This window comes from Massilia sp. Se16.2.3 (genome assembly GCF_014171595.1).
Lineage (GTDB): Bacteria > Pseudomonadota > Gammaproteobacteria > Burkholderiales > Burkholderiaceae_D > Telluria.
This window is the reverse complement of record NZ_CP050451.1, coordinates 1,441,939-1,468,420: the sequence shown is the minus strand read 5'-3', so window position 1 is coordinate 1,468,420 and position 26,482 is coordinate 1,441,939. Positions and strand designations below refer to the sequence as shown.

Genomic DNA, 26,482 nt, shown 5'->3' with positions numbered 1-26,482 from the left:
GTATGTTCAGCGTTAGTTCCGCACTGGCTTGCCGGTCTGCATCATGCCCATGATCCGCTCTTGCGTCTTCGGGTGGTTCAGCAGTTCGATGAAAGCCTTGCGTTCCATGTCCAGCAGCCACTGCTCGGACACGACGCTGCCCTGGTCGATGTCGCCGCCCGACACGATCTCGGCGATCATGTCGCCCAGCTTGTAATCGTGGGCCGAGATGAAGCCGCCGTCACGCATGTTGACCAGCTGGCCGCGGATCGTCGCCCAGCCGTAGCGGCCGGTGACGGTGACCGGGCGCTGCATCGGTGCGCGGTAGCCTGCGTCGAACATCGAGCGCGCGGTGACTTTCGCCACGTGCAGCAGTTCGTACGGGTTGAAGACGATGATGTCGTCTTCCTTCAGGTAGCCCATCGCCTTGGCTTCCAGTGCCGACTTCGACACCTGCGCGGTGGCCGCGTTGGTGAAACCGGTCTTCAGGAATTGCAGGATGTCGTTGCCCTTGGCTTCGGTGAAGGCGCGCACTGCCGCTTCCTTCAGGCCGCCGCCGGCCGGCACCAGGCCGACACCGACTTCGACGAGACCAATGTAGGACTCGATCGAAGCGACACGTTTTGAAGCGTGCAGGGCCATCTCGCAGCCACCGCCCAGCGCCAGGCCGGCAACAGCCGCAACGACCGGCACGTTCGAGTACTTCATCTGCATGAAGGTGTCCTGCAGCTTCTTGACGATCGGGTCCATCGCTTTCGCGCCGCCGGCCATGAAGGCAGGCATGGCCGATTGCAGGTCGGCGCCGGCCGAGAAGGCACCGCCTTCGGTCGCGTCGGTATTCCAGATCACCAGGCCCTTGAAGTTCGCCTCGGCTTCCGCCAGGCCGCGCTTCAGGCCTTCGATGACGCCGTCACCGATGACGTGCATCTTGGTTTTCAGCGAGATGATCAGCACATCGTCGCCGCTGTGCCACAGGCGCACCGAGTCGTCCTCGAACACGGTGGTGCCGGCGGTTTTTGCGTCCGTGACGCCGGCGCCCAGCACCGGTGCACGGAAGGCCTGGCGCTCGTAGACGGCCAGGTTCGAACGCGGCACGTAGCTGTTCGAGGCGGCGGAATAGGAACCTTCAGGGGTGTGCACGCCCTTCTCGGCGACTTGTCCTTCGAAGACCCAGGCTGGCAGCGGAGCATTGGTCAGCGCCTTGCCGGCTTCGATATCCTCTTTTACCCATTCGGCGATCTGCGTCCAGCCGGCGGCTTGCCAGGTCTCGAAGGGGCCCACGCTCCAGCCGAAGCCCCAGCGCATGGCGAAGTCGATGTCGCGTGCGTTGTCGGCGATGGTGTCCAGGTGGATCGCGATGTAGTGGAAGGCGTCGCGGAAGATCGCCCACAGGAACTGTGCCTGCGGGTTGGTCGATTCGCGCATGGCCTTGAACTTCTTGACCGGATCCTTTTCCTTCAGAATGCGGGCGACGATGTCGGCCGCTTTCGCGCCGCCGGCGACGTATTCGCCGGTAGCGAAGTCGAGGCGCTGGATCTCTTTACCGACCTTTTTGTAGAAGCCGCCGCCGGCCTTCTGGCCCAGCGCGCCCTTCTCGATCAGCTTGGCCAGCACGTCCGGCGTCTTGTAGACGGCGAAGAACGGGTCGTCCTGCAGGTTGTCCTGCATGGTCTTGATGACGTGGCCCATCGTGTCCAGGCCGACGACGTCGGCGGTACGGAAGGTACCCGACTTGGCACGGCCCAGCTTGGCGCCGGTCAGGTCGTCGACCACGTCCACCGACAAACCGAATTTCTCGGCTTCGTGGATGGTGGCCAGCATGCCGAAGATGCCGACGCGGTTGGCGATGAAGTTCGGCGTGTCTTTCGCACGCACGACGCCCTTGCCGAGCACCGAGGTCAGGAAGGTCTCGAGCTGGTCGAGGATTTCCGGATTGGTCGACGTGGTCGGGATCAGTTCGACCAGGTGCATGTAGCGCGGCGGGTTGAAGAAGTGCACGCCGCAGAAGCGCGCTTTCAGCTCGTCGCCGAAACCCTCGGCCAGCTTGTTGATCGACAGGCCCGAGGTGTTGGACGCGAAGATGGCGTTCGGCGCAATGTGCGGCGCGACCTTCTTGTACAGGTCGTGCTTCCAGTCCATGCGCTCGGCGATCGCTTCGATGATCAGGTCGCAGCCAAGCAGCACGTCGAGGTTGTCCTCGTAGTTGGCGACTTCGATCAGCGCTGCGTCTTCCTTGTTGCCCAGCGGGGCTGGCGACAGCTTCTTCAGGCCTTCGATGGCCTTCAGGACGATACCGTTCTTGTTACCTTCCTTGGCAGGCAGGTCGAACAGGACGACAGGCACCTTGGCGTTGATGCAGTGCGCAGCGATCTGCGCGCCCATCACGCCCGCGCCCAGGACGGCGACTTTCTTGACGGTGAAATTGGTCATGGTTTTTATCCCTAGAAGTTCTTAGAACAGGTCGGCGTCGAGCGCCAGCAGGTTGCTCGCGCCCGAACGTGCCTGGCGGATCAGCATGGCGGTTTCCGGGTACAGGCGGGCGAAGTAGAAGCGCGCCGTGTGCAGCTTGGCTTCGTAGAACTTGTCGCCCGAGTCTTTCTTGGCCAGCGCGATCTTCGCCATCTGGGCGAAGAAGTAGGAAAACACCAGGTGACCGACCACGCGCAGGTAAGGCACGGCGGCGGCGCCGACTTCATCCTGGTTCTGGAAGGCCTTCATGCCGATTTCCATGGTCAGCTTGGTGACTTTTTCGCCCAGTTCGCCAAGCGGCGTCACGAATTCGGACATGTTTTCGTCCAGGCCGTTCTCTTCGACGAAGTTCTTGATCTTCTCGCCGAAGGCGCGCAGTTTGGTGCCGTTGTCCATCAGGATCTTGCGGCCCAGCAGGTCGAGCGACTGCACGGTGTTGGTGCCTTCGTAGATCATGTTGATGCGCGCGTCACGCACGTACTGCTCCATGCCCCACTCGCTGATGTAGCCGTGGCCGCCGTAGACCTGCATCGCTTCCGAGGTAGCGATCCAGCCGTTGTCGGTAATGAAAGCCTTGACGATCGGGGTCAGCAGCGCGACTTCGCCGGCGGCGGCCTTGCGCACTTCTTCGTCCGGGTGGTTCAGTTCGCGGTCGATCTGCAGCGCGATGTACGAGGTCAGCGCGCGGGCGCCTTCGGCATAGGCCTTGGCGGTGAGCAGCATGCGGCGCACGTCCGGGTGCACGATGATCGGGTCGGCCGGCTTGTCCGGTGCTTTCGGGCCCGACAGCGAACGCATCTGGATGCGGTCTTTCGCGTAGACCAGGGCGTTCTGGTAAGCCACTTCGGTCAGGCCGAGCGACTGCATGCCCACGCCCAGGCGGGCGGCGTTCATGAACACGAACATCGCGTTCAGGCCTTTATGCGGCTGGCCGATCAGGGTGCCGACGGCGCCGTCCAGGTTCATCTGGCAGGTCGAGTTGCCGTGGATGCCCATCTTTTCTTCGATGGCGCCGCAGAAGATCGGGTTGCGTTCGCCGATCGAACCGTCCGCGTTCGGCAGGAATTTAGGGACCAGGAACAGCGAGATGCCCTTCGAGCCTTCCGGTGCGTCTGGCAGGCGTGCCAGCACCAGGTGGACGATGTTTTCCGACACATCGTGTTCGCCGGCCGAGATGAAGATCTTCGAACCGGTGATTTTATAGGTGCCGTCGGCTTGCGGCTCGGCCTTCGAGCGCAGCAGGCCCAGGTCGGTACCGCAGTGCGCTTCGGTCAGGCACATGGTGCCGGTCCACTCGCCCGAGACCAGCTTCGGCAGGTAGAACTTCTTCTGCTCTTCGGTGCCGTGTTCCTTCAGGCACTCGTAGGCGCCGTGCGACAGGCCCGGGTACATGGTCCAGGCCTGGTTGGCCGAGTTCAACATCTCGTAGAACGAATTGTTCAGCGAGACAGGCAGGCCCTGGCCGCCGTATTCCGGATCGCAAGCCAATGCCGCCCAGCCGCCTTCGACATACTGCTTATAGGCTTCCTTGAAGCCTTTTGGCGTGGTGACGGTCTTGGTGGCCGCGTCAAAATGGCAGCCTTCGCGATCGCCCGAGTGGTTCAGCGGGAACAGCACTTCCTGCGTGAACTTCGCACCTTCTTCCAGGACCTGGTTGATGATGTCGGCATCGATTTCCTGGTATGCCGGCAAGTTCTTGAATTCTTCGGTGACGTTGAGGAACTCGTGCAGAACGAACTGCATATCCCGGATTGGCGCGACGTACTGACCCATGGTTTTCTCCTGACGAAGGTAAGATGATTTGACTGACTGAAGCGGGCATCAGCCCGCTTGTTGGCCTTGAGTGGGATTACGGTAATTCTCGATCAGCCGCACGAAGCCGCGGTTGGCGCGCTCGACGGCGCCAGGGATCCGCAGGAAACGTGCGTCGTGGTGCAGGGCAAGGATCATCCCGTACATTTCGAACACCAGCTGCTGGGGATCGGTGCCGGGCTGCAAGGCGCCGCAATCGATGGTCTGCTGGACACAGCGCAGCAGCGCGCCTTGCCAGGCACGCACCATCGACACCAGCGCTTCGCGGATGGGGCCTGGCCGGTCATCGTACTCCACCGCGCCGCTGATATAGATACAGCCGGACGCGATTTCGACCGATACCCGCTTGACCCAGCGTGCGAACATCGATTCCAGGCGCGGCAAACCGCGTGGCTCTTTCACGCTGGGGAAAAACACTTCCTGCTCGAAACGGTGGTGGTAGAGCTTGAGCACTTCCATCTGCAGGTCTTCGCGCGAACCGAAGTGCGCGAACACGCCGGACTTGCTCATGTTCATGCGATCTGCCAGCAGGCCGATGGTCAGGCCTTCCAGGCCATTCCGACTGGCGAGTTCCAGCGCGACGTCGAGAATCGCCGCCCGCGTCTGCTCGCCCTTGCGCATGAATTTGGCTGAAGTGTTGATGACTGTCCCCTGCGTGAATCGAAAAATCCGAACGCTCGTACTATTATCTATCGGCCGTGGAATGTCAAACGGGAACTTAGAGGTGGGGTTCTAGTAGCCTGGGCACCCTGTGCCCAGGCTACGTGTAGGGTGGGCACTCCGTGCCCACGCGGAAATCTGAGCAGTGTTGGCCTCGCTTAACGCAGGTGATGTGCAAGCAAAATGCAGGGAGCTGTCAATGACACCACGTTCCGCGTGGGCACAGCGTGCCCACCCTACGATGCCATCCTACCCACCCGCCCGCGAAATCGCCCGCCGGTCGCGCTTGGTCGGCCGCCCCTTGATGTCCAGGCTCGGTTCCGGGAACAGCCGGCGCGCCGTCTTGTCGTTCTCGCGCTTGGCGATGCTCTCTTCGGTTTCAAAGTAGAGCTCGCGGGCCACCGGTGCCGGGCCGCGCTTGTCCGAAACGGCGGCAACGATCACTTCCCAGCGATCGGAACCGTTATCGATCACCAGCTTGTCGTTGACCTTGACGTTGCGGGCTGGCTTCACCGGTTCGCCACCGATGCGCACCCTGCCCCGCTCGACGGCGTCGGCCGCCATCGAACGCGTCTTGAAAAAGCGCGCCGCCCACAGCCACTTGTCGATGCGTACGTTATTGTCTTCCATGCCTTACCCTTGTATCAACGCGCAGCAGGTTTATCGAACCCATCACGCGTAGCCGATGGCGAATATGCGCATCGTCAGTTTATAGAGAAGGTACGCCATTTCATATGCAGCACGGCGCACCCATCCCATGCCCTCGAACTGCTGGGGAAGCACGGGCACGCCGTCGGCGATACCTTTCTGTATATGGGTACGTACGGCGCGGGCAAAAGAGGCGTTGCGCACGACGATATTGGCTTCCTGGTTCAGGAACAGCGACAGGCCGTCGCAGTTGCTCGATCCGACCGTCGCCCAGTCATCGTCGACCACGGCGATTTTCGCGTGCAGCTGGGTCTTGCGGTATTCCACGACCTCGATGCCGGCCGCCAGCAGTTTCGGATAGAAGGACCGTGCCACGGCGTCCTGCAGGTGGAATTCGCCGACGCCGATGAGCAGGGTCACCTCGACACCGCGGCTGGCCGCCTGGGCCAGGGCGTCGCGGAATTTGCGGCCTGGCGCAAAATAGGGATTGGCCAGCAGCACGCTTTTACGGGCCTGGCCGATGGCCTGCAGGTAGGCGCGCTGGATGGTGCGGCGGTTGCGCAGGTTGTCGCGCACGACGAAACCGGCGCGCATCGGCCGCGCGCCCTCGGTCGGCGGCTGGCGCCGCGTCTCCCGGAACAGCTCCATGCGGTGACGCAGGTCGAGGTGGCCGGCGCGCATCCACTGGGCCTGGGCCTCGAAATGGATCTGCGCCACCGGGGGCCGGTCACGCGTACCGCGAAATCCCAGCGCGGCGCGGGCAGCGCCTTGTCGGGATCGTAATCGCAGAGCATGTCGTCGTTGATATTGATGCCGCCGACAAAGGCGACCGTGCCGTCGACAACGGTGATCTTGCGGTGGGTGCGCGCGATGCCGCGCCTGAACCAGCGGTTGAAAATGCGGTAATGGACGCCGGCGGCGGCGAACACCTCGCCCAGGCGCCGGCAGGCGCGGCCGCCGGTGCCGAACCAGTCGACCAGCACGCGCACCTTGACGCCGCGCGCGGCGGCCCGCACCAGCGCGGCCTCGATGCCGCGCGCGACCGTGTCCTCGGCGAAAATATAGGTTTCGAACAGGATTTCGTGACGGGTCCGCGTCGATCGCCTCGATCATTGCCGGGAACAGCTGGCGGCCGGTTTCGAGGAGGATGACGTCGTTGTTCGCTACGTAGGTAACGCTACGCATGCTTCAGTTAGCTGCAGTTCGGCCACGATCGGCGCATGGTCGGACAGCCTGGCCCACATCGGCCCGGCCATGACCCGGGCATTGTCGACCTTGAAGCCGCGCACATAGATGCGGTCGAGCCGGAACCAGGGCAGCGCGGCCGGGAAGGTGCGCGCCGGCGCCAGGCGCGGCTGGCGGCCTGCCCAGCTGCGCACCATGTCACCCAGGGCCGATTTCGGCCCGAGTTCGTCGAATACCTCGACAACGCCCAGCGCATTGCGCAGGCGCGCGCTGAGGGTATTGCGCCAGTCGTTGAAGTCGCCCGCGATGATCACCGGCTCGCCGTGCGAGGATCGCTGGACGGCCTCGATCAGCTGTTCGGCCTGGCGCCCGCGTCCGCCTTCGAACAGGCCCAGGTGGACGACATAGCAGTGCACCTTGCCCGCCGGGGTTTCCAGTACGCAGTGCAGGATGCCGCGCTGTTCGTAGGCGTGGTCGGAGACGTCGTGGTTATGGCTGTTTTCGATCGGAAAACTGCTCAGCAGCGCATTGCCGTGGTGGCCGTGGTCGTAGACGGCGTTCATGCCATAGGCCGCGTGGTGGGAGTCGCCGGCGAAATATTCGTATTGGGCGGCTTCGGGCCACACCCGGTGCGGGCGCTTGTGGTTGCCGTAGCGCTCCTGGTGGCGGTCATGCCGCCCCTGCACTTCCTGCAGAAAGACGATATCGGCGTGGAATTCGGAAATCGCTTTTTTCAGCGCCAGCACCCGCGGGGTACTGCGCAGCGACGAGACGCCCTTGTGAATATTGTAGGTTGCGACACGAATCTTCATGGGAACATTCTAACCCCATCAGTCCGTGTTCATTTTAATAAGGTCCGCAATCGTGCGGCACGGGGTGCGGCCTCTTGGGGCCGCTACCCCGCGAGGAGGAAATCGTTCAGCTCACTCTCCCGCGCATTCGAACGCGGGGGCTGCTTCCCATTCCTGGCGCAGCGCGGCATTGCGGGGCGACGCCAGGTTCTCTGCCTCGGACAGCGGAACGGAAACCAGACGCGGGCCGCTCAAGCGCAGGCCGCATTGCAGGTCGATGTAAAAGCACTCATCGTCCACGCTCACTGCTTTCACTTTTTCCTCGTGCTTCTGTTCGGATGGTTCCATGCGTATCTCCAGAATCTAGTTGGACTGTGTTGCAGTTCAAAAACTCGCTCGACGCGAACCGATGACGATATGCGACCCGTTTCTGAATGTCAAACGCAGAATCTATTGTGCGCTAGGCCACATAGCGAATTTCCTATAGGTAACTTACGTTGCATAATTGATTTAATTAGGCAAATATTAAATTTTCCTAGAAGAAAATATTCTACTCAGGCTGCATATTTGTATCTAAATGTAGGGGATTTCACCCGGATTTTTCGCTGTTCTGGCCAACTTTCACTGTGTCAAGAAAGACAAGACGGCGACGCAAGCGTGGAAACTTTTGCCATGGGCCATCAATTTGTCCGACAAAATCTTGTTAAGTTGTAGGATTAATACTTTCTGACTGTTGTATTCATGCATGAACTAGCGAAAACGCTTGACTTTTTTAAAGCCACAGAATTGCGGCACTTTTATTGCTCTTGAGATGTAAATACAGCGATACGGCGCCAGCCCGCCGCCTGCGCTGGCTGCGCGAACACTCGGCCGTAAAGCAACCCGCCCGGCCTTCAAGACCCCGTACCGAGCACGCAGTCCAGCAATGCGCGCTCGAGGGCGGCAAACGCACTGCTGCCGCGCTCCCGGGGATGGGGGAGCGTGACGGCCAGGTCATGCGCGATGCGCCCGTCCTCGACAACCAGGACACGGTCGGCCAGCGCCAGTGCTTCCTGGACGTCGTGCGTGACGAGGACGGCGCTGAAACCCTGCTGCCGCCAGAGCGAGGCGATCAATTCCTGCATCTCGATGCGGGTGAGAGCGTCGAGCGCGCCCAGCGGCTCGTCGAGCAGCAGCAGTTGCGGCGCATGCACCAGCGCGCGCGCCGGGCGACGCGCTGGCGTTGCCCGCCCGACAGCACCGCGGGCCACTCGCCGGCACGTTCGGCCAGGCCGACGGTCGCCAGCGCCCCCCTGGCCTTCCGGATGCCCTCGGCGCCCTTCAACCCGAGCGCGACATTGTCCAGCACAGTCTTCCGGGGCAGCAGCCGCGCTTCCCCGGAACATCAGGCGCAGGCCCCGGCCGTCGCTGCCGGCATCGACGACGAGCTCGCCGCCGTCGGCACGCTCGAGGCCGGCGATCAGGCGCAGCAGCGTGCTCTTGCCAGAGCCGCTGCGCCCGACCACGGCAACGAATTCGCCAGGCGCGATGCGCAGGTCGATCCCTTCCAGTACGCTGCGCCCGCCATAACGTTTCGACAAGCCGCGCAGCGATACCGCCGCGCCGCGCGCGCCCTGCCTTGCTGCCAGGCTGACCCGGGCCGCTTCTTCCGTTGTGATATGCATCGTGGGTCCTATCAAAGGTAAGCGGGATTCCAGCGCAGAAAGTGCCGCTCGAGGAGACGTGCCGCCAGGTCGGCCAGCTTGCCCAGCAGGGCGTACAGCAGGATGCCGACCAGCACCACGTCGGTTTGCAGGAATTCGCGCGCGTTCATGGTCATGTAGCCGATCCCCGATTGCGCCGAAATCGTTTCCGCCACAATCAGCAGTACCCAGACGAGGCCCAGCGAAAAGCGCATCCCGACCAGGATCGAAGGCAGCGCCGCCGGCAGGATTACGTCGCGGTGCAGCGCCCAGCCGGATAGCCCGTAGCTGCGCGCCATCTCGATCAGGCCCTGGTCCGCCGAGCGGATGCCGTGGAAGGTGTTCAGGTAGACCGGGAAGAAGACGCCGACGGCGAGCAGGAACAGCTTGGCCGTCTCGTCGATGCCAAACCAGAGGATGACCAGCGGGATCAGCGCCAGCGCCGGGATGTTGCGGATCATTTGCAGGGTGGTGTCGAGCAGCGTTTCCGCCCGCCGCGAACTGCCGGTGAGCAAGCCCAGCAGCAGCCCCAGTCCGCCGCCCAGGCCAAAGCCGACGGTGGCGCGCCACAGGCTGGTGCGCAGGTGGGTCCACAATTCTCCCGACTCGGCCAGCGACCAGAAGGCCGTCAGCACCTGCCAGGGCGCGGGCAGGATGCGGCTCGACAGCCAGCCGAGCTGGGCTGCCAGCTGCCAGCCCAGCACGAGCGCGACCGGCAATGCCCAGCCGGCCAGCGCCGCGGCCAGGCCGCGTCCACGCTCCCCGTGCCGGCGCCTGCCGCGTGCCGGCCGCGGCTGCCCCAGTCAGCTCGGCCGCCGCCATCAGGCCGCCTTCTTCGGCACGATGTCGCTGGCCATCATCTCGCCGAAGGGACCGGTCAGCGACTGCTCGCCCTGCTGTTTCCCTTTGCCGAGCAACGGAAACACCAGTTCGGCGAAGCGGTAGGACTCTTCCGGTGCGGATAGCCCGACAGGATGAAGGTCTCGATGCCGAGGTCGGCGTACTCGCGCATGCGCGCCGCCACCGTTTCCGGGTCGCCCACCGGGGCGGTGCCGGCGCCGCCGCGCACCAGGCCGACGCCCGCCCACAGGTTCGGCGACACCTCGAGCTTGTCGCGGCGCCCGCCATGCAGCGCGGCCATGCGTTGCTGGCCGACCGAATCCATCTTCGCAAACGCGGCCTGCGCCTTGGCGATGACCTCGTCGTCGAGGTGACTGATGAGCTCATCGGCTGCCTGCCAGGCCGCTTCATTGGTCTCGCGCACGATCACGTGCAGGCGGATGCCGAAGCGCACGGTGCGGCCGCGCCTGGCGGCGCGGGCACGGATATCGGCCAGCTTCTCGGCCACCGCCGCCGGCGGCTCGCCCCAAGTCAGGTACACGTCCATCTGATCGGCCGCCAGCTCGTGCGCCGGTTCCGAGGAGCCGCCGAAATACAGCGGCGGATGGGGTTTCTGCACTGGAGGGTACAGGGTGCGGGCGCCCTTCACCTGCAGGTGCTTGCCCTCGAAATCGAAGCCGGCCGCGCCACCTTCCCCGGCCATGCTGGCGCGCCAGATGCGGATGAACTCATCCGAAATTTCATAGCGCTTGGCGTGGTCGGCCACCAAGCCATCGGCTTCCAGTTCGCCCGGGTCGCCGCCGGTGACGACGTTGATCAGGAGGCGCCCGTTCGACAGGCGGTCAAAAGTGGACGCCATGCGCACCGACAGGCCCGGCGTCGACAGGCCCGGCCGGATCGCCACCAGGAATTTCAGCCTCTGGGTGGCGCCGATCAGCGAGGAGGCGACGATCCAGGGATCTTCGCAAGAGCGGCCGGTGGGCAGCAGCACGCCGTCGTAGCCGAGCGTGTCGGCCGCGACCGCGATCTGGCGCAGATAGTCGGCGTCGACCGACCGGGCACCTTTTGCCGTGCCGAGATAGCGGCTGTCGCCGTGGGTAGGGAGGAACCAGAAAACGTCAGGGGTGGACATGGACTTTCCTTCAGAGCGGGGTCGCCAGCTGGGCGTCTTTTACCGCGATGGGTTTCGGAATCAGTTTCAGGCCGTGGAAGGCGTCGGCGATGCGTTGCTGCTCGCGGATCACTTCAGGCGACATCGGCTTGACGCCATAGGCATAGCGCTTCGCGGCAAGTTCGACGACATTCGGCGCGAGGCCCGTCTGGGCCGTCAGGATTGCGCTCACCTCGGCCGGATTGGCGCGGCCCCACTCGTCGACCTTGGCGATTTCCTCGAGCAGGATGCGGTTCACGTCCGGGTGCGCCTCGGCGAAGCTGCGCGAGGCCAGGTAGAACTGGTGGTTCGACACCAGCCCGCGGCCGTCAGCCAGTACGCGTGCGCCCAGCTGCTGCTCGGCGGCGGCCAGGAACGGATCCCAGATCACCCACGCATCGACGCTGCCGCGCTCGAAAGCGGCGCGCGCGTCGGCGGGCGGCAGGTAGATCGGCTGGATCTCGTTGTAGGCGATGCCGGCTTTTTCCGGGGCGCGCACCAGCAGGAAGTGCACGTTCGAGCCCTTGTTCAGGACGATTTTCTTGCCGCGCAGGTCGGCCAGCGTGCGCAGTGTGGAACCCTTCGGCACGACGATCGCCTCGCTGCCCGGGGAGGCCGGTTCGTGACCGACATAGACCAGGCGCGCGCCGGCAGCCTGGGCGAAGATCGGCGGCGCCTCCCCTACCGTGCCGAAGTCGATGCTGCCGACGTTGAGCCCTTCGAGCAGGACCGGGCCGGCCGGGAATTCAGTCCACTTGACGGCGATCTTGCGCGCCGCCAGGCGCTTTTCCAGCGTACCGCGGCCCTTGAGCAGGGTCAGGGTGCCGTATTTCTGGTAGCCGATGCGGACTTCCGACAGCGGGGCGGACTGGGCAAGGACATGGCCGTGCAGGCCGGCGGCGATGCCCGCGGCAAGCAGGTCCAAGGGCGTGGCGGCGCGCGGGCCGCGAAGGATGGTCGGGAGGCATGTGGTGTTCTCTCTTCTATATAGATGGGAATTCAGGCGTGGGCGTGGACGCGGTCGATGGCGGCACTTGGCGCCGGTGCGCCGCCCTGGAGTTCGGAGGCGAGCTGCTCGACGCCCGCGGTGACGCGCACGGCGATCGGGGCGGCCAGCACCAGGCTGCCGTCGCCGCCGCGCCCCAGCTGGTCCGCCGTCGCATAAATGCTCGGCAGGATGAAGCGCGCCGCCAGCGAGGCCAGCACCGGGCGCAGCGCGCATAGTCGAGCGCCAGCATGTGCGACTGGCTGCCGCCGGTGGCCAGCGGCAGCACCAGCTTGCCGGCCAGTCCGTCCTGCGGCAACAGGTCGAGGAAAGCTTTCAACAGGCCCGTGTGGGACGCTTTATAGACGGGAGTGGCCACGATCACCGCTTCCGCCTGGCGCACCAGCGACAGGGCGCGCGCGATCTCGGCGTCGGCAAGGTCGGCGGCCAGCAACGCCTGCGCCGGCAGTTCGCGTACTTCGATGGCCGCGATGCGATGGCCGTGCAGGGCCAGGCGGTCGCCGATGTAGTGCAGCAGGCGCGAGGAAGAAGAATGCGGCGAGGGGCTTCCGCCCAGCAGGATGACGCTCATGATGTTGTCCGATCAATATGGATGAGGACAGCGTAGAGCCCTGCGTGTTGAAAGAAAACTAATCGTTTCGCACATCGATATGCGCTCGGCGTTTTAAGGTTTTGCGCATATCGAAGACCGGATTTCTTCGTTCACGAACGCCGTTGGGCGGTGCAATACTGGCCGCCACTTTCTCGACAATGCTTCCCCATGCCTTCTCTTTCCTCGGCCGTGCAGGCCACCGCGGACGCTACGCCGGCCGCCACCGCCCCGCAAGACCCGTTGGCGCTGGCGGCCGAACTGGCGGCGCAGTTCGCCCTCACCGCCGCCGAGCGCGACCGCGCCGGCGGCCATGCCGCGCACGAACGCGACCTGATCCGCGCCAGCGGCCTGCTGACCTTGTCGATCCCGAGCGCCTTCGGCGGCCAGGGCGCGTCCTGGCAGACCGTGCTGGCCGCCGTGCGCACGCTGGCGGCCAGCGACAGCGCCCTGGCCCACGTGTTCGGCTTTCACCACCTGCAGCTGGCGGGCATCCTCTTGTACGGCACCGCGGTCCAGCAGCGCAACCTGCTGGGCGCGACCGTGCAGCAGGGCCTGTTCTGGGGTAATGCCTTGAACCCGCTCGACAAGCGCACCGCGGCCCGTGCCATCCCCGGCGGCTTCGTGCTCGACGGCGTCAAGAGCTTTTCGTCCGGCTCGGTGGGTTCCGACTGGCTGACGGTGTCGGCCTGGGTCGAGGAGGCAGGCGCCGCCCTGATCGGGGTGCTGCCGACCGACCAGGTGGGCGTGCGCGTCGAGGCGGATTGGGATGCCTTCGGCCAGCGCCAGACCGACAGCGGCAACGTCCACTTCGACGGCGTCTACCTGCCGTCGGCGCTGGTCCTGCAGGCGCCCGGGCAGACACCAACACCCCAGTCGACACTGCGCTCGCAGGTGGCCCAGCTGATCATGACCAACCTGTATCTCGGCATCGCCGAAGGGGCGTTCGGCGCCGCGCGCACCTGGACTTTGGACCACGCGCGGCCCTGGTTTGCATCAAGCGTCGGCCAGTCCAGCGACGACCCGTTCGTGCAGCACCGCTATGGCGAGTTCTGGCTCAAGCTGCGCCCGGCGCTCCTGCTGGCCGACGAGGCCGCGCGCCTGCTCGACGCGGCCTTCGACCAGGGTGCCGCCCTGAGCGCGCAGGAACGGGGCGAGGTGGCAGTTTCCGTCGCCGCAGCCAAGGTGCTGGCGCACCGCGCCGCGCTCGACATCGGCAGCGAGATGTTCGAGCTGACCGGTGCGCGCTCGACCTCGAACCGCTTCGGCTTCGACCGCTACTGGCGCAACGCCCGCGTGCACACGCTGCACGACCCGGTCGACTACAAATTGCGCGACCTCGGACGCTATGCGCTCGAGGGCCGCCTGCCCGAACCCACGCCCTACTCCTGACCCATGGACAGCTATCCGAAACCCGCGGCGGCGAGCGCGATCCGCCTCGACGGCGTCGCCAAATCCTTCGCCCTGCCCGATGGCGGCTGTTTCGATGCCGTGCGCGATGCGAGCCTGGACATCGCCAGCGGCGAGATCTTCGGCCTGGTCGGGCGCAGCGGCGCGGGCAAGTCGACCCTGCTGCGCATGATGAATTTGCTCGAGCGGCCCGACCGCGGCACGGTCAGCGTCGACGGCGAGGAACTCACGCGCTTGGGCAAGCGCGAGCTGCGGGCGGCGCGCCGGCGCATCGGCATGATCTTCCAGCAGTTCAACCTGCTGCAGAACGCCAGCGTCTTCGAAAACGTCGCCTTCCCGCTGCGCATCCACGATGCGATGAACGCCCCGCGCCTGCAAGCGCGCGTGGAAGAATGCTCGAACTGGTCGGGCTGGCCGACAAGTCGACCGCCTATCCGGCGCAGCTCTCCGGCGGGCAGAAGCAGCGCGTGGCGATCGCCCGCGCGCTGGCCAGCCATCCGGCCGTGCTGCTGTGCGACGAGCCGACTTCCGCGCTCGACCCCGAAACCACGCGCGCCCTGCTCGAGACCCTGCGCACCATCAACGCCCAGCTGGGCGTGACGGTCGTCATCGTCAGTCACGAGCTGCCGGTGCTGGGCACGCTGTGCGGGCGCGTCGCCGTCATCGAACACGGCCTCGTTGCCGAGGAGTTCGCGCTGGCCGACCACAGCGTCGCGCGCCGCACCGCACTGGGACGCGAACTGGCCTATTACGGTACCGAGGCCTTCGCCGCGGCCGCCTGGGGAGCGGCCCATGCCTGAACAACTCATCGCCATCCTGCCCGAACTCTGGACCGCTTTCCTGCAAACCGCGCTGATGCTCGGCATCGGCCTGGGCGCGGTTCCCTGCTGGTCGGCGGCCCGCTGGGGTGCTGCTGTTCCCGGTATCGCAGGGCCAGGCGTTGGCGCATCGCCCCGCCGCGCTGGTGCTGGGCTGGATCGTCAACACGGTGCGCTCCTTCCCCTTCATCATCCTGATGGTCGCGCTGGTGCCGGTCACGCGCACCCTGGCCGGCACTTCCATTGGCCCGCTGGCGGCCGCCGTGCCGCTGTCGCTGGCGGCGATCTTCTATTTCGCGCGCCTCGTCGAACAGAATCTGCGCGACGTGCCGCGCGGCGTGATCGAAGCGGCGCAGGCGATGGGCGCCTCCGAATTCCAGATCGTCATCCGCGTGCTGCTGCCGGAAGCGCGCGCCGCCCCCGTGCTGTCGCTGACGGTACTGGCGATCAGCTTCCTGTCGTATTCGGCCGTGGCCGGCGTGGTGGGCGGCGGCGGCATCGGCGACCTCGCCATCCGCTACGGCTACTACCGCTTCGAGACCGAGGTCATGGTGCTGACCGTCGCCCTGCTGGTGCTGCTGGTGCAGCTGATCCAGTTCGCCGGCAACCGCGCGGCGCGCCGCCTCGACAAACGCTGATCCAACCCACAAGGACCCCTCATGTTTTCTGCCCGCCGTTCCCTGCTCGCTACCATGCTCGGCCTGTCGCTGCTCGCCGGCGCCCAGGCCAGGGACCCGAAGGAACTCGTCATCGGCACCAGTGCCGGGCCGTACGCCGACCAGGTCCGCCTCGGCATCAAGCCGATCCTGGAAAAACAGGGCTACAAGGTCAAGCTGGTGGAATTCAACGACTACATCCAGCCGAACTTCGCGCTGGCCGAAGGCTCGCTCGATGCCAACGTGTTCCAGCACATCGTCTACCTGACCCGCTTCGCCGAGCAGCACAAGCTGGCGCTGTCGGAACTGGTCAAGATCCCGACCGCGCCGATCGCCATCTACAGCCGCAAGCACCGCTCGCTCGACGAGGCCAGGGCGGGCAGCACGGTCGCGCTGCCGAACGACCCGACCAACCAGGCGCGCGCACTGGTGATGCTGGACCAACTCGGCTGGATCCGCCTGCGTCCCGGCATCGACCCGATCCGGGCGTCCGAGAAGGACATCGCCGCCAACCTGCGCGGCGTGAAACTGCTGCCGCTGGAAGCGGCGCAGCTGCCGCGCTCCCTGCAGGACGCAGACTACGCTTTCGTGAACGGCAACTTCGCCCTGGCCTCGGGCCTGAAACTGCGCGACGCGCTGCGCACCGAGAAGATTTCGCCCAGCTATGCCAACCTGGTGGCGGTGCGCACCGCCGACAAGGACAAGCCCTTCGCGCGCGACATCGCCGCGGCCTACCGCTCGCGTGAGTTCCTGGAGGTGACGAACCGCCTGTTCGCGGACTACGCCAAGACCGACTACCAGCTGGCGATGGAGAAAAACGCAAAATGACAGCGGTGCACACTCTTTCGAAACCGGTCCGCTTCAACGCCTTCCAGATGAACACGCCCAGCCACCAGTCGCCAGGGCTGTGGCGCCATCCCCGCGCTGATGGCTTCAAGCGCGGCGCCGACTACCGCGATGCCGGCTACTGGGCCGAGCTGGCGCGCCTGCTGGAAGCGGGCGGCTTCGACGCCATCTTCCTCGCCGACGTGCTGGGCGCCTACGATGTCCATGGCGGCAGCCTGGACGCGGCGCTGAAACACGGCGTGCAGATCCCGCTGAACGATCCGCTGCTGCTGGCACCCGTCATCGCGGGTGCGACCACGCGCCTCGGCATCGGCGTCACTGCCGCCGTCACCTACGAACATCCGTACACTTTCGCCCGCCGCATGTCGACGCTCGACCATCTGACCGGGGGGCGGATCGGCTGGAACATCGTCACCGGCTACCTCGACAGCGCCGCGCGCAACCTGGGCCAGGCGCAGCAGCTTGGCCACGACGCCCGCTACGACCTGGCCGACGAATACCTGGAAGTCGTCTATAAACTGTGGGAAAAGAGCTGGGACGAGGACGCCGTGGTGCGCGATCGTGCGCGCGGCGTCTACACCGACCCAAGCCGGGTGCACCCGATCAATCACGCAGGGGTGCATTACACCGTCCCCGGCATCCACCTGTGCGAGCCGTCGCCCCAGCGTACGCCCTTCCTGTATCAGGCCGGGGCCTCCCCGCGCGGGCTGGCGTTTGCCGCGCGCCACGCCGAAGCCACCTTTGTCAGCGCGCCCACCCGCGCCATCGTCAAGCGCTATGTCGACAGCGCGCGCGCGGTCGTCGCCGCCGCCGGGCGCGATCCGCAGGCGCTGCTGGTGTATGCGCAGGCGCTGGTGGTCACGGGCGCCACCGAAGAGGAAGCACGCGCACGCCTGCGCGAATACGAAGAGCACATCGACATCGACGCGTCCCTCACCCTGCTCTCGGGCTGGACCGGTGTCGATTTTTCCCGCTACGACCTCGACGCCACGATCGACTACATCGACACCGAGGCCGGCCGCTCGGCGCTGGCATCGCTTTCCGTCGCCGATCCGTCGCGACGCTGGACCGTGCGCGAGGCGGCGCGCTTCATCGGCCTGGGGGACGCGGCCCCGTGATCGTGGGCGACCCGCGCCAGGTAGCGGACGAATTGCTGACATGGTTCGACGAGACCGGCATCGACGGCTTCAACCTGGCCTATGCGCTGGCGAAAGAAGACATGCGCAACGTCGTCGAACTGGTGGTGCCGGAACTGCGGCGGCGCGGCCGCTACAGGGTAGACGAAGCCGGTGCGGACAGCGCCACCACCTTGCGCGAACGCCTGCTCGGCACCGGCCCGCGCCTGCAGGAAAACCACCCGGGCCGCCAGGTCCGGATCGACATTGCGCTGCGTCCCGCAGCCTGACCGAAAGCGAACACCATGAAAAGAAGAAGCCTGCTCCAGCTAGCCGCCAGCGGCGCCGCCCTGTCCATCCTGCCGCTGTCGGCCCGTTCGGCATCGGCCCGGCTGGAAGAACTGCGCCTCGATTACGCCTATTATTCGCCCACCAGCCTGGTGCTGCGCCATTTCGGCTGGCTGGAAGAAGCCTTCAAGGCCGACGGCACCCGCATCAAATGGGTGCTCAGCGCCGGCAGCAACCGCGCGCTCGAATACCTGAATGCGAACAGCATCGACTTCGGCTCGAGCGCCGGCCTCGCCGCCCTCCTGGCCCGCGCCAACGGCAACCCGATCCGCACGCCCTATATCTATTCGCGCCCGGAGTGGACCGCGCTGGTGGTGCCGAAGCATTCGCCGATCCGCACGCTCGCCGACCTGAAAGGCAAAAAGATCGCGGCCACCAAGGGTACCGATCCGTATCTCTTCCTGCTGCGCGCACTGCACAGCGTGGGACTCGGGCGCAAGGACATCGAGCACGTCAGCCTGCAGCACGCGGACGGGCGCACGGCGCTGGAGCAGGGCCGCGTCGACGCCTGGGCCGGGCTCGATCCGCACATGGCGGCCAGCGAGCTCGAAGGCGGCGCGCGCCTGCTGTACCGGAACGTGGCCTTCAATACCTATGGCTTCCTGAACGTGCGCGAGGAATTCCTGGCCAACTATCCGCAGGAGACGGCGCGCGTGATCGGGGCCTACGAGCGCGCCCGCGCCTGGACCCGCGCCAATCCGGTCGAGGCGGCCAAGATCCTGTCGAACGAAGCGAAGGTGTCGCTGCCGGTCGCCCTGCTGCAGGTGAAGCTGCGCAGCGACTTCAGCAACCCGCAGCCGTCCAACGAACACATCAAGGCCTTGCAGCTGGCCGCGCCCATCCTGCGCGACGAGGCATTGGTCAAGCCGGGTACCGACCTGGACGCCGCGATCTCCAGCCTGATCGACACCCGTTTCGCTCGATCGCTGATCGCGCGCGCCTGAGCATGAAACGCGACGCGCCCCAGTCGATCGAACTGGCGCCGCCCTCGGCCCGGCCGCGGCCGCGCCTGCGCCTGCCGCTAGGACTGATCCTGCCTGCGCTGGCGCTGGCCGGCGCCGAGGCAGGCGTACGCAGCGGGCTGGTGCCGGCCAACCTGATGCCGGCGCCCAGCGAGATCGCCGGCACCCTGGCCTGGCTTGCGCACAATGGCCTGGGCGGGCACCTGGCCAGCAGCTGCCTGCGCGTGGCGGCAGGCTTTGCGGCGGGGTCCACGCTGGCGCTGCTGCTGGGCGCCCCGGTGGCGCTGAGCAGCCATGGCGCGCGCCTGCTCGACCCCAGCTTCCAGGCCCTGCGTGCGATTCCCTCGCTGGCCTGGGTGCCGCTGCTGCTGCTCTGGTTCGGCATCGACGAGACGCCCAAGCTGCTCCTGATCGCCATCGGCGCCTTTTTCCCCGTCTACATGGGCGTGGTGGCGGGCATGCGCGGCGTCGACCGCAAGCTGGTCGAGGTCGGCCAGCTCTACGGACTGCGGCCGGCGGCGCTGGCAAGGCGGGTGCTGCTGCCCTCGGCGCTGCCGTCGATCCTGACCGGACTGCGCAACGGCCTGAGCCTGGCGTGGATGTTCATGGTCGCCGCCGAACTGATCGCGGCCAGCCAGGGCCTGGGCTACCTGCTGTCTGACGGGCGCGAATCGAGCCGCGCCGACATCATGCTCGCCGCGATCTTCCTGCTTGCCCTGCTGGGCAAGGCCAGCGATACCGCGATGGGGGCGCTGGAGACACGCCTGCTGTCCTGGCGCGACAGCCTTGGCAACCGCGTCGGCTACCGCACCGGCTACCGCGCCGGCTACCGCACCGGCTACCGGGAGGCCCGATGAGCGCCCTGCTGGATGTGGCCATCGACGAAAAGCGCCATGGCGAGCGCACCATCCTGCGCGGACTGCGCCTCTTCCTCGAGGCTGGCGAGATCGTCAGCCTGGTTGGGCCCAGCGGCTGCGGCAAGAGCACGCTGCTGTCGATCGCCGCCGGTCTCGATCCCCATTACCGCGGCGGCGTGCGCCTGCGCGGCGGACAGGTCAGCGGGCCGCAGCGCGAGATCGGCCTGATCTTCCGGGAGCCGCGCCTGTTTCCCCGGCTGACGGTGGAAGAGAACATCGTCTTCGGTGCGGCACCGGGGGCGTTTGACGCGGCACGCGTGGCGGCGCTGCTCGACGAAGTGGGCCTGGCCGGCTATGCGCAAGCGCTGCCGAAGCAGCTGTCGGGCGGCCAGGCACAGCGGGTGGCGCTGGCGCGCGGGCTCTACCCGGAGCCGCGTGTGCTGCTGCTGGACGAACCGTTTTCGGCGGTGGACGCGTTCACGCGCATGCGCCTGCAGGACTTGCTGGCGCGCGTGGCCGAACAGCGCCGCTTGACGGTGCTGCTGGTGACCCATGACATCGACGAAGCCTTGCAACTGAGCGACCGCGTCGTCCTGCTCGATAAGCTACCGGGCCCGCCGCGCGAGGAGTTCGAGGTGGGCCTGGCGCGGCCGCGTGCGCGCGCGGCGCTGGCGGCCTCCTCCGTAAAAGCGGACATCCTGGCCAGCCTGCATGCGATGCACGCCGTGTAGCCGACGCTGGCCGGTACCGCCGCGGGGCGGGCCGGCGCCCGGTCTAGCAGCCGCGCATCTGCGCCTGGGTGACGTTGCTGCCCGGTGCCACGCTCTGGGTGAGCCAGACATTGCCGCCGATGGTCGAGCCGGCGCCCACCGTGATGCGGCCGAGGATGGTGGCGCCGGCGTAGATGACGACGTCGTCCTCGACGATCGGGTGGCGCGGCGCACCTTTCACCGGGCGCCGTGTTCGTCGGTGGGGAAACGGCGCGCGCCCAGCGTGACGGCCTGGTACAGGCGCACGCGCTGGCCGATGATGGCCGTCTCGCCGATCACGACGCCGGTACCGTGGTCGATGAAGAAGCTGGCGCCGATCTGCGCGGCCGGGTGGATGTCGATGCCGGTGAGCGTATGGGCGATGTCGGCCGCCAGCCGCGCCAGGAAAGGCACCCCAAGCCGATGCAGGCAATGCGCCAGCCGGTGGTAGAGCACGGCAATGGTGCCGGGATAGCAGAGCATGATTTCGGCGACCGAGCTGGCCGCGGGATCGCCGGCAAGGGCCGCCTGCACATCCGACACCAGCAGCGCGCGGATTTCCGGCAGGCTGGTGGCAAACGAGCGCGTGATGGCGCAGGCGCGCGTCGTCAGCTCGGCCTCGCCCAGGTCTTCCTGGCCAGGATTGAAGCGCAGCGCGCGCCGCACCTGCTGGACCAGGCGGTCGAGCGCGACGTTCAATGTGTCGCCGACGAAGTAATCGATGCTTTCGTCGTTCAGGTCTGGCCGCCCGTAATGCGTGGGGAACAGCGCCGCCGACACGCCTTCGATCACCTGCTGCAGCACCGCGCGCGACGGCAGTTCGCGCACGCGTCCCTGGTGGCGGATGTTGTGGGTCGATTCGCGCGAAGTGCGCAGCGCGTCGATGATGGGGCCGAGGTGCCAATGGCTGGAGCCGGCCTGCTCCGTCTGATCGTTGTTCATTTGACCAGACTACTCCAAGCCGGGCCAAAAGCGAACGATTTTGATCACACTTTCTTATATCGAAATGCGGACGTCGTGCTAACGCATCGGCGGCTATTCATGTCGCATGGACGGCGGCAGCTAACGCTCCTCGAGGTTCCGCGTGGGCTCGGGGCGCCCACCCTACGGCGCGGCAGGCGTAGGGTGGGCTCCCCGGGCCCACTCGGTCATCTACAGCAAAACAATCCCGAAACGCTTCACCACCATCGCAAACGCCGCAAAGCAGGCCACCGTCAGCGCCGTGCAGGCGCCCAGCGTCCACCAGAACCCGAGCCGCTGCAGCAGCCAGGGAAAGGCCAGGAACATCGGCAGGGTGGGTACCACATACCAGAAGGTGTACCAGGCGTGGTTCGCCAGCTTGGCCTGCGGCTGGTGTTCCAGGTACAGCCATACCAGCGTCAACAAGGTCACCATCGGCAAGGCGGCAATAAACCCGCCAATGCGATCGCTGCGCTTGGCCGCTTCGGACACGAGCACGACGACGGCCGCCGTGATCAGGTATTTCGTGATAATCCACTTCATTGTGTTGCTTTCTTTTATTCTGAAACAGGCGGCGTCCTCGCCTCAGGAGGCGCCGTGCAGGTGCCGCGGCAACTGCAGCACCGCTTCCGCATTCGACGAGGAAAAGCAGCGGTCGGCCGCTTCCAGCAGCGGCAGCCAGGCGTACTGCAGGTGCTCGCGCGGGCTGAGCGTGATGGGAATATCGCGCGGCACGCAGACCGAAAACACGTGCTCGGTGTTATGGGTGACGCCCGGCGCGTAGCGGTGGCGCCAGGTCGGATAGATCTCGTAGACGTTCGACAGCTTCCAGTCGTGCAGGCGGATACGCTCGCCGTCGGCAACGATGCCGGTCTCCTCGAACAGTTCGCGCGTGGCCGTCGCCAGCAGCGGCTCGTCAGGCGCATCGAGCGAACCGGTGACCGACTGCCAGAAACCCGGACGGTCGGCCCGCTCGATCAGCAGCACCTGCAAATCCGCGGTGTGGATGACGACCAGGACCGATTCGGGAATCTTGTGCACGCTTGGTTTCTCCGTGGGACAAACAAAAAAGGCTGGAGCCCGTCCTGCGACGTGGCGCCAGCCCCTATTCTACCCAGCCGTACGGCCGAGCGTGTTTAGCCCACTTTCGGCTCGTTGCGCAGGCGGATATGCAGTTCCTTCAACTGCTTCTCGTCCACTTCCGACGGCGCATTGGTCAGCAGATCCTGTGCGCGCTGGGTTTTCGGGAAGGCGATCACGTCGCGGATCGATTCCGAACCGGTCATCAGGGTGACCAGACGGTCCAGGCCGAAAGCCAGGCCACCGTGCGGCGGCGCGCCGTATTGCAGGGCGTCGAGCAGGAAGCCGAATTTCAGCTGCGCTTCTTCGGCGTCGATCTTCAGCGCGCGGAACACTTTACTCTGCACGTCTTCGCGGTGGATACGGATCGAGCCGCCACCCAGTTCCCAGCCGTTCAGGACCATGTCGTAGGCTTTGGCGATGCAGGCACCCGGATTGGTTTCCAGCATGTCTTCGTGGCCGTCCTTTGGCGCGGTGAACGGATGGTGGGTCGCGGTCCAGCGGTTGTTTTCTTCGTCGTGCTCGAACATCGGGAAGTCGATCACCCACAGCGGTGCCCAGACGTCGTCGAACAGGCCGGCCTTCTTGGCGAATTCCGAGTGGCCGATCTTCACGCGCAGCGCGCCCATGGCATCGTTGACGACCTTCGCCTTGTCGGCGCCGAAGAAGATCAGGTCGCCATCTTGCGCACCGGTCATTTCCAGGATCTGGGTCAGCACCTCGTCGGCGATGTTCTTGACGATTGGCGACTGCAGGCCGTCACGGCCTTTGGCTTTCTCGTTGACCTTGATGTAGGCCAGGCCCTTGGCGCCGTAGATGCCGACGAACTGGGTGTAGGCATCGATTTCCGAGCGCGGCATCGAACCGCCCTGCGGCACGCGCATGCCGACCACGCGGCCACCGCTCATGTTCGCGGCGCTGTTGAAGACCTTGAACTCGACCGACTTCATCAGCTCGGTCAGCTCGGTGAATTCGAGTTTCACGCGCATGTCCGGCTTGTCCGAACCGTACTTGCCCATGGCGGTGGCAAAATCCATCACCGGGAACGGGTTCGGCAGGTCGATGCCGGCGGCGTTCTTGAACACCACGCGCATCATGTCTTCGAACAGGTCGCGGATTTCCTGTTCGGTCAGGAAGGAGGTTTCGCAGTCGATCTGGGTGAATTCCGGCTGGCGGTCGGCGCGCAGGTCTTCGTCGCGGAAGCACTTGGTGATCTGGTAATAACGGTCGAAGTTCGCCACCATCAAGAGCTGCTTGAACAGCTGCGGCGACTGCGGCAGCGCGAAGAAGTTGCCCGGGTTGACGCGCGAGGGCACCAGGTAATCGCGGGCGCCTTCCGGGGTCGACTTGGTCAGCATCGGGGTTTCGATGTCGATGAAGCCCAGGTTGTCGAGGTACTTGCGCACTTCCATCGACACTTTATAGCGCAGGCGCAGGTTGTGCTGCATCTGGCCGCGGCGCAGGTCGAGCACGCGGTGGGTCAGGCGGGTGGTTTCCGACAGGTTGTCGTCGTCCAGCTGGAAAGGCACCGGCACCGATGCGTTCAGCACTTCCAGCTGGGTGGTGTTGATCTCGATCTTGCCCGACTTCAGGTTGGCGTTGGCCGTGCCTTCCAGGCGGTTGACGACGGTACCGGTGATGCGCAGGCAGTACTCGTTGCGCACGTGCTCCGCGGCCTTGAAGACATCCGCATTGTCGGGATGGCAGACCACCTGCACCAGGCCTTCGCGGTCGCGCAGGTCGATGAAGATGACGCCACCGTGGTCGCGGCGGCGATGCACCCAGCCGCACAGGCTGACGGTTTGGCCCAGCAGTTCTTCGGTGACGAGGCCGCAGTAGTTGGTACGCATGGAGGACATATTTTTCTCTATTCCAGGTTGGTATATCGGTGCCGCCTGCGGCGGCCTTGATGCTATTTTATTCGGGAGCGACGACGCCCATGGAAACGATGTATTTCAACGCCGCGTCGACGGTCATGTCCAGCTCGACGACCTTGCTGCGTTCCATCATCAGGAAGAAGCCGGAAGTCGGGTTCGGGGTCGTCGGCACATACACGCTCAGGTAGTCGCCGACCAGGTGGTTCTTCACGTCGCCGCCGGGCGCGCCGGTGACGAAGGCGATGGTGTAGGAATCGGCGTGCGGATAGGGAATGAGCACGGCCTGGCGAAAGGCATTGCCGGACGACGAGAACAGCGTATCGGACACCTGCTTGACGCTGCCATAGAGGGAGCTGACCACGGGAATACGCTTGAGCAGGCGTTCGCCCAGGCGCACGACATAGCCGCCGACCAGGTTATTTGTCAGCAGGCCGGTCAGGAAGACGATGGCGATCGTCAGGATGGCGCCAATACCCGGGATGTTGAAGCCGACCAGGGTGGCGGGGCGCCAGCGCACCGGCACCAGCAGCAGCGACTGGTCGAGCGTGCCGATGACGAGGTTCAGCACCCAGGCCGTGATGGCCAGCGGGACCAGGATCAGCAAGCCGGTAAGGAAATATTTGCGCATTGTTTCTCGTTGTTCTTATTGCTGCGGCCCGGGGGCCGCAGTGCATCAGGAAGCGCTCGGCTCGCTTTTCGCGGCTGGCGCCGGCGCCGGCGCAGCGGCGGCATCAGCAGCGGGTGCGGCGACCGTACCCGCCGTCGCCGCAGGCGCCGTGCCGGTGGCCGGGGCGCTGCCGCCACGGAAGTCGGTCACATACCAGCCAGTACCCTTGAGCTGGAAGCCAGCCGCGGTCACCTGCTTCTTGAACGCAGGCTTGCCGCAGGACAGGCAGGTCGTCAGCACAGGATCAGAAATTTTTTGCAGTACATCTTTGGAAAAACCGCATTCGTCGCAGCGGTAAGCGTAAATCGGCATTTGATACTCCGCAAAAATCTTCAAAACCCTGAATTATAAAGCTTTTACGGCGGGTGTTGCCGATTCCGCGGAAAGGCCTCTGGCATGGCGAACACGCCCTGCCCCGGATGCCCCGGTGCCGCCCTCAGGTGTTGTATTTCGTCAGCATTGCATTGCGCACAGTTTGCCAAGCGTCAACTATGTGATTAAATACCATCCCTGAACAGCACACCTGTCGGCAGGCCTGCCTGTCGACCGCATGGTTTAAGAAACAGAAGTTTGCGCGATGCAGATCGCCGCATGGCCGTACAAGAACGCTGTACTTCAGTCGCCCGCATCAGCGGGCATTTTTTTTGGCCCTGTCGTCGCCCCTTCCCGCGCGGCTACCAACATGTCGATCAGCGCGCGACGCCCCCGACAAGCCGCGGCGGGGCGGACAGGCAACCGGGAACGTGCGCGTCCGACCACCCGGCTGCGGCAACACCTCGACCAGCCGTCCCGCCGCCAGGCGGGCTTGCGCAAACAGGCGCAGGCACAGTGCGCTCCCCCTCCCCTGCTCGGCCAGCCAGATGACGCCCGTCGCGTCGGTCGACACCGTCACCGACCTCACCAACGAGATGCTCGGTTTCCGCAACGAAGGCCGGGAAACCTGCCGCCGATTATGCTGCCGCTGGGTTATCGCAAGGCCGAGCAGGACTGGCTGGTCGACCTGGCGAAGCTGCGCCACTCGCTCGGGCATTTTGCGAGCGTGATCGACAGATTCCATATCGCCGCATGGGATAGCCGCATTAATGCCTCCGCAATTGAAAACCGGGAGTATTGAACTCAGCAATTCAATCGCCCGGCATAGCCTTTATAGGGAACCGGCCCGCTACACGACGGGAATATGACCGCGCGGAATGGCACACCCAATTATTACAAATTGGGAATGTTGTCACATTTCATCTTTAAATTTCTCGCAGCCCGCTCATCGATACGATGCGAATCTCCGTCGTGAAGCGAAAAGCGCGTCCGGTAGCTGCGGTTCAAGACAGC

General features: G+C 65.3%; 19 protein-coding genes and 8 pseudogenes. 9 read left to right on the top strand and 18 right to left on the bottom strand.

The window, feature by feature from the left end:
- Nucleotides 1-12: 12 nt before the first annotated feature.
- The 12 genes and pseudogenes from G4G31_RS06805 to ssuE form a co-directional block, all read right to left on the bottom strand.
- Complete coding sequence (locus G4G31_RS06805) at nt 13-2,409, bottom strand: 3-hydroxyacyl-CoA dehydrogenase/enoyl-CoA hydratase family protein (protein WP_182990800.1); 2,397 nt, start codon at nt 2,407-2,409, stop codon at nt 13-15.
- Nucleotides 2,410-2,430: 21 nt separating this feature from the next.
- Complete coding sequence (locus G4G31_RS06800) at nt 2,431-4,221, bottom strand: acyl-CoA dehydrogenase C-terminal domain-containing protein (RefSeq protein ID WP_182990799.1); 1,791 nt, start codon at nt 4,219-4,221, stop codon at nt 2,431-2,433.
- Between the two features lie 48 nt (nt 4,222-4,269).
- Entirely contained in the window at nt 4,270-4,881 is a 612-nt protein-coding gene (locus G4G31_RS06795; protein ID WP_182990798.1) for a TetR/AcrR family transcriptional regulator, read from the bottom strand.
- 288 nt (nt 4,882-5,169) lie between these two features.
- The gene (locus G4G31_RS06790) at nt 5,170-5,550 is read right to left on the bottom strand and encodes an RNA-binding S4 domain-containing protein (RefSeq protein ID WP_182990797.1); all 381 of its coding nucleotides are present in this window, start codon (nt 5,548-5,550) and stop codon (nt 5,170-5,172) included.
- A 42-nt stretch (nt 5,551-5,592) separates the two neighbouring features.
- Nucleotides 5,593-6,753: pseudogene (gene clsB / locus G4G31_RS06785) on the bottom strand (cardiolipin synthase ClsB).
- Nucleotides 6,732-7,565, bottom strand: coding sequence for an endonuclease/exonuclease/phosphatase family protein (locus tag G4G31_RS06780; protein WP_182990796.1), 834 nt, complete (start codon nt 7,563-7,565; stop codon nt 6,732-6,734). The pseudogene clsB and the gene G4G31_RS06780 overlap by 22 nt, the downstream one beginning before the upstream one ends.
- A gap of 111 nt (nt 7,566-7,676) precedes the next feature.
- Nucleotides 7,677-7,892, bottom strand: a complete 216-nt coding sequence (locus tag G4G31_RS06775) for a hypothetical protein (RefSeq protein ID WP_182990795.1) — start codon at nt 7,890-7,892, stop codon at nt 7,677-7,679.
- 545 nt (nt 7,893-8,437) lie between these two features.
- Nucleotides 8,438-9,208: pseudogene (locus G4G31_RS06770) on the bottom strand (ATP-binding cassette domain-containing protein).
- 11 nt (nt 9,209-9,219) lie between these two features.
- Complete coding sequence (ssuC, locus tag G4G31_RS06765) at nt 9,220-9,972, bottom strand: aliphatic sulfonate ABC transporter permease SsuC (protein WP_229425567.1); 753 nt, start codon at nt 9,970-9,972, stop codon at nt 9,220-9,222.
- Between the two features lie 75 nt (nt 9,973-10,047).
- Nucleotides 10,048-11,198, bottom strand: a pseudogene (gene ssuD, locus G4G31_RS06760) (FMNH2-dependent alkanesulfonate monooxygenase).
- Between the two features lie 10 nt (nt 11,199-11,208).
- Entirely contained in the window at nt 11,209-12,141 is a 933-nt protein-coding gene (locus G4G31_RS06755) for a sulfonate ABC transporter substrate-binding protein (RefSeq protein WP_374011277.1), read from the bottom strand.
- A 74-nt stretch (nt 12,142-12,215) separates the two neighbouring features.
- Nucleotides 12,216-12,793 (bottom strand): annotated as a pseudogene (ssuE, locus tag G4G31_RS06750) (NADPH-dependent FMN reductase).
- Between the two features lie 189 nt (nt 12,794-12,982).
- Between ssuE and G4G31_RS06745 the strand changes: the two are divergent.
- The 8 genes and pseudogenes from G4G31_RS06745 (at nt 12,983) to G4G31_RS06710 (ending at nt 20,554) form a co-directional block, all read left to right on the top strand.
- Nucleotides 12,983-14,203, top strand: coding sequence for an acyl-CoA dehydrogenase family protein (locus G4G31_RS06745; RefSeq protein ID WP_182990794.1), 1,221 nt, complete (start codon nt 12,983-12,985; stop codon nt 14,201-14,203).
- Between the two features lie 3 nt (nt 14,204-14,206).
- A pseudogene (locus G4G31_RS06740) lies at nt 14,207-15,021 on the top strand (methionine ABC transporter ATP-binding protein).
- Nucleotides 15,014-15,677 (top strand): annotated as a pseudogene (locus G4G31_RS06735) (methionine ABC transporter permease). Before G4G31_RS06740 ends, G4G31_RS06735 begins: the two co-directional pseudogenes overlap by 8 nt.
- A gap of 21 nt (nt 15,678-15,698) precedes the next feature.
- Nucleotides 15,699-16,523, top strand: coding sequence for a MetQ/NlpA family ABC transporter substrate-binding protein (locus G4G31_RS06730; RefSeq protein ID WP_182990793.1), 825 nt, complete (start codon nt 15,699-15,701; stop codon nt 16,521-16,523).
- Nucleotides 16,520-17,946 (top strand): annotated as a pseudogene (locus G4G31_RS06725) (LLM class flavin-dependent oxidoreductase). The gene G4G31_RS06730 and the pseudogene G4G31_RS06725 overlap by 4 nt, the downstream one beginning before the upstream one ends.
- 15 nt (nt 17,947-17,961) lie before the next feature.
- Nucleotides 17,962-18,948 carry an aliphatic sulfonate ABC transporter substrate-binding protein gene (locus G4G31_RS06720; RefSeq protein WP_182990792.1) on the top strand — a complete coding sequence of 329 codons (987 nt, stop codon included), beginning with the start codon at nt 17,962-17,964 and terminating at the stop codon, nt 18,946-18,948.
- A 2-nt stretch (nt 18,949-18,950) separates the two neighbouring features.
- Entirely contained in the window at nt 18,951-19,823 is an 873-nt protein-coding gene (locus G4G31_RS06715) for an ABC transporter permease (protein WP_182990791.1), read from the top strand.
- Nucleotides 19,820-20,554: an ABC transporter ATP-binding protein gene (locus tag G4G31_RS06710; RefSeq protein ID WP_182990790.1), complete on the top strand. Its 735-nt coding sequence runs from the start codon at nt 19,820-19,822 to the stop codon at nt 20,552-20,554. The genes G4G31_RS06715 and G4G31_RS06710 overlap by 4 nt, the downstream gene beginning before the upstream one ends.
- 43 nt (nt 20,555-20,597) lie before the next feature.
- On the opposite strand, the pseudogene epsC reads toward G4G31_RS06710, so the two are convergent.
- The 6 genes and pseudogenes from epsC to G4G31_RS06680 all read right to left on the bottom strand — a co-directional run bounded on the left by epsC (nt 20,598) and on the right by G4G31_RS06680 (nt 25,468).
- Nucleotides 20,598-21,514 (bottom strand): annotated as a pseudogene (epsC, locus tag G4G31_RS06705) (serine O-acetyltransferase EpsC).
- A 210-nt stretch (nt 21,515-21,724) separates the two neighbouring features.
- Nucleotides 21,725-22,075, bottom strand: coding sequence for a DUF3147 family protein (locus G4G31_RS06700; protein WP_182990789.1), 351 nt, complete (start codon nt 22,073-22,075; stop codon nt 21,725-21,727).
- Nucleotides 22,076-22,117: 42 nt separating this feature from the next.
- Complete coding sequence (nudB, locus tag G4G31_RS06695) at nt 22,118-22,573, bottom strand: dihydroneopterin triphosphate diphosphatase (protein WP_182990788.1); 456 nt, start codon at nt 22,571-22,573, stop codon at nt 22,118-22,120.
- Nucleotides 22,574-22,668: 95 nt separating this feature from the next.
- A complete protein-coding gene (gene aspS, locus G4G31_RS06690; RefSeq protein ID WP_182990787.1) occupies nt 22,669-24,471 on the bottom strand; it encodes an aspartate--tRNA ligase in 1,803 nt (600 codons plus the stop codon).
- A 58-nt stretch (nt 24,472-24,529) separates the two neighbouring features.
- Nucleotides 24,530-25,117 (bottom strand): DUF502 domain-containing protein, encoded by a 588-nt coding sequence (locus G4G31_RS06685; protein WP_182990786.1) that lies wholly within the window; start codon nt 25,115-25,117, stop codon nt 24,530-24,532.
- A 45-nt stretch (nt 25,118-25,162) separates the two neighbouring features.
- The gene (locus tag G4G31_RS06680) at nt 25,163-25,468 is read right to left on the bottom strand and encodes an FmdB family zinc ribbon protein (protein ID WP_182991695.1); all 306 of its coding nucleotides are present in this window, start codon (nt 25,466-25,468) and stop codon (nt 25,163-25,165) included.
- Nucleotides 25,469-26,108: 640 nt separating this feature from the next.
- Here G4G31_RS06680 and G4G31_RS06675 point away from each other — a divergent pair.
- Nucleotides 26,109-26,270, top strand: a complete 162-nt coding sequence (locus G4G31_RS06675) for a hypothetical protein (RefSeq protein ID WP_182990785.1) — start codon at nt 26,109-26,111, stop codon at nt 26,268-26,270.
- The last annotated feature ends 212 nt before the right edge of the window (nt 26,271-26,482 follow it).

Coding starts and splice junctions, on each gene's coding strand:
- G4G31_RS06780 (WP_182990796.1), bottom strand. CDS start 7,565: ATGAAGATTCGTGTCGCAACCTACAATATTCACAAGGGCGTCTCGTCG.
- G4G31_RS06720 (WP_182990792.1), top strand. CDS start 17,962: ATGAAAAGAAGAAGCCTGCTCCAGCTAGCCGCCAGCGGCGCCGCCCTG.
- G4G31_RS06800 (WP_182990799.1), bottom strand. CDS start 4,221: ATGGGTCAGTACGTCGCGCCAATCCGGGATATGCAGTTCGTTCTGCAC.
- G4G31_RS06775 (WP_182990795.1), bottom strand. CDS start 7,892: ATGGAACCATCCGAACAGAAGCACGAGGAAAAAGTGAAAGCAGTGAGC.
- G4G31_RS06715 (WP_182990791.1), top strand. CDS start 18,951: ATGAAACGCGACGCGCCCCAGTCGATCGAACTGGCGCCGCCCTCGGCC.
- G4G31_RS06710 (WP_182990790.1), top strand. CDS start 19,820: ATGAGCGCCCTGCTGGATGTGGCCATCGACGAAAAGCGCCATGGCGAG.
- G4G31_RS06680 (WP_182991695.1), bottom strand. CDS start 25,468: ATGCCGATTTACGCTTACCGCTGCGACGAATGCGGTTTTTCCAAAGAT.
- G4G31_RS06685 (WP_182990786.1), bottom strand. CDS start 25,117: ATGCGCAAATATTTCCTTACCGGCTTGCTGATCCTGGTCCCGCTGGCC.
- aspS (WP_182990787.1), bottom strand. CDS start 24,471: ATGTCCTCCATGCGTACCAACTACTGCGGCCTCGTCACCGAAGAACTG.
- G4G31_RS06745 (WP_182990794.1), top strand. CDS start 12,983: ATGCCTTCTCTTTCCTCGGCCGTGCAGGCCACCGCGGACGCTACGCCG.
- G4G31_RS06795 (WP_182990798.1), bottom strand. CDS start 4,881: ATGCGCAAGGGCGAGCAGACGCGGGCGGCGATTCTCGACGTCGCGCTG.
- G4G31_RS06700 (WP_182990789.1), bottom strand. CDS start 22,075: ATGAAGTGGATTATCACGAAATACCTGATCACGGCGGCCGTCGTCGTG.
- G4G31_RS06730 (WP_182990793.1), top strand. CDS start 15,699: ATGTTTTCTGCCCGCCGTTCCCTGCTCGCTACCATGCTCGGCCTGTCG.
- G4G31_RS06790 (WP_182990797.1), bottom strand. CDS start 5,550: ATGGAAGACAATAACGTACGCATCGACAAGTGGCTGTGGGCGGCGCGC.
- G4G31_RS06675 (WP_182990785.1), top strand. CDS start 26,109: ATGCTGCCGCTGGGTTATCGCAAGGCCGAGCAGGACTGGCTGGTCGAC.
- G4G31_RS06805 (WP_182990800.1), bottom strand. CDS start 2,409: ATGACCAATTTCACCGTCAAGAAAGTCGCCGTCCTGGGCGCGGGCGTG.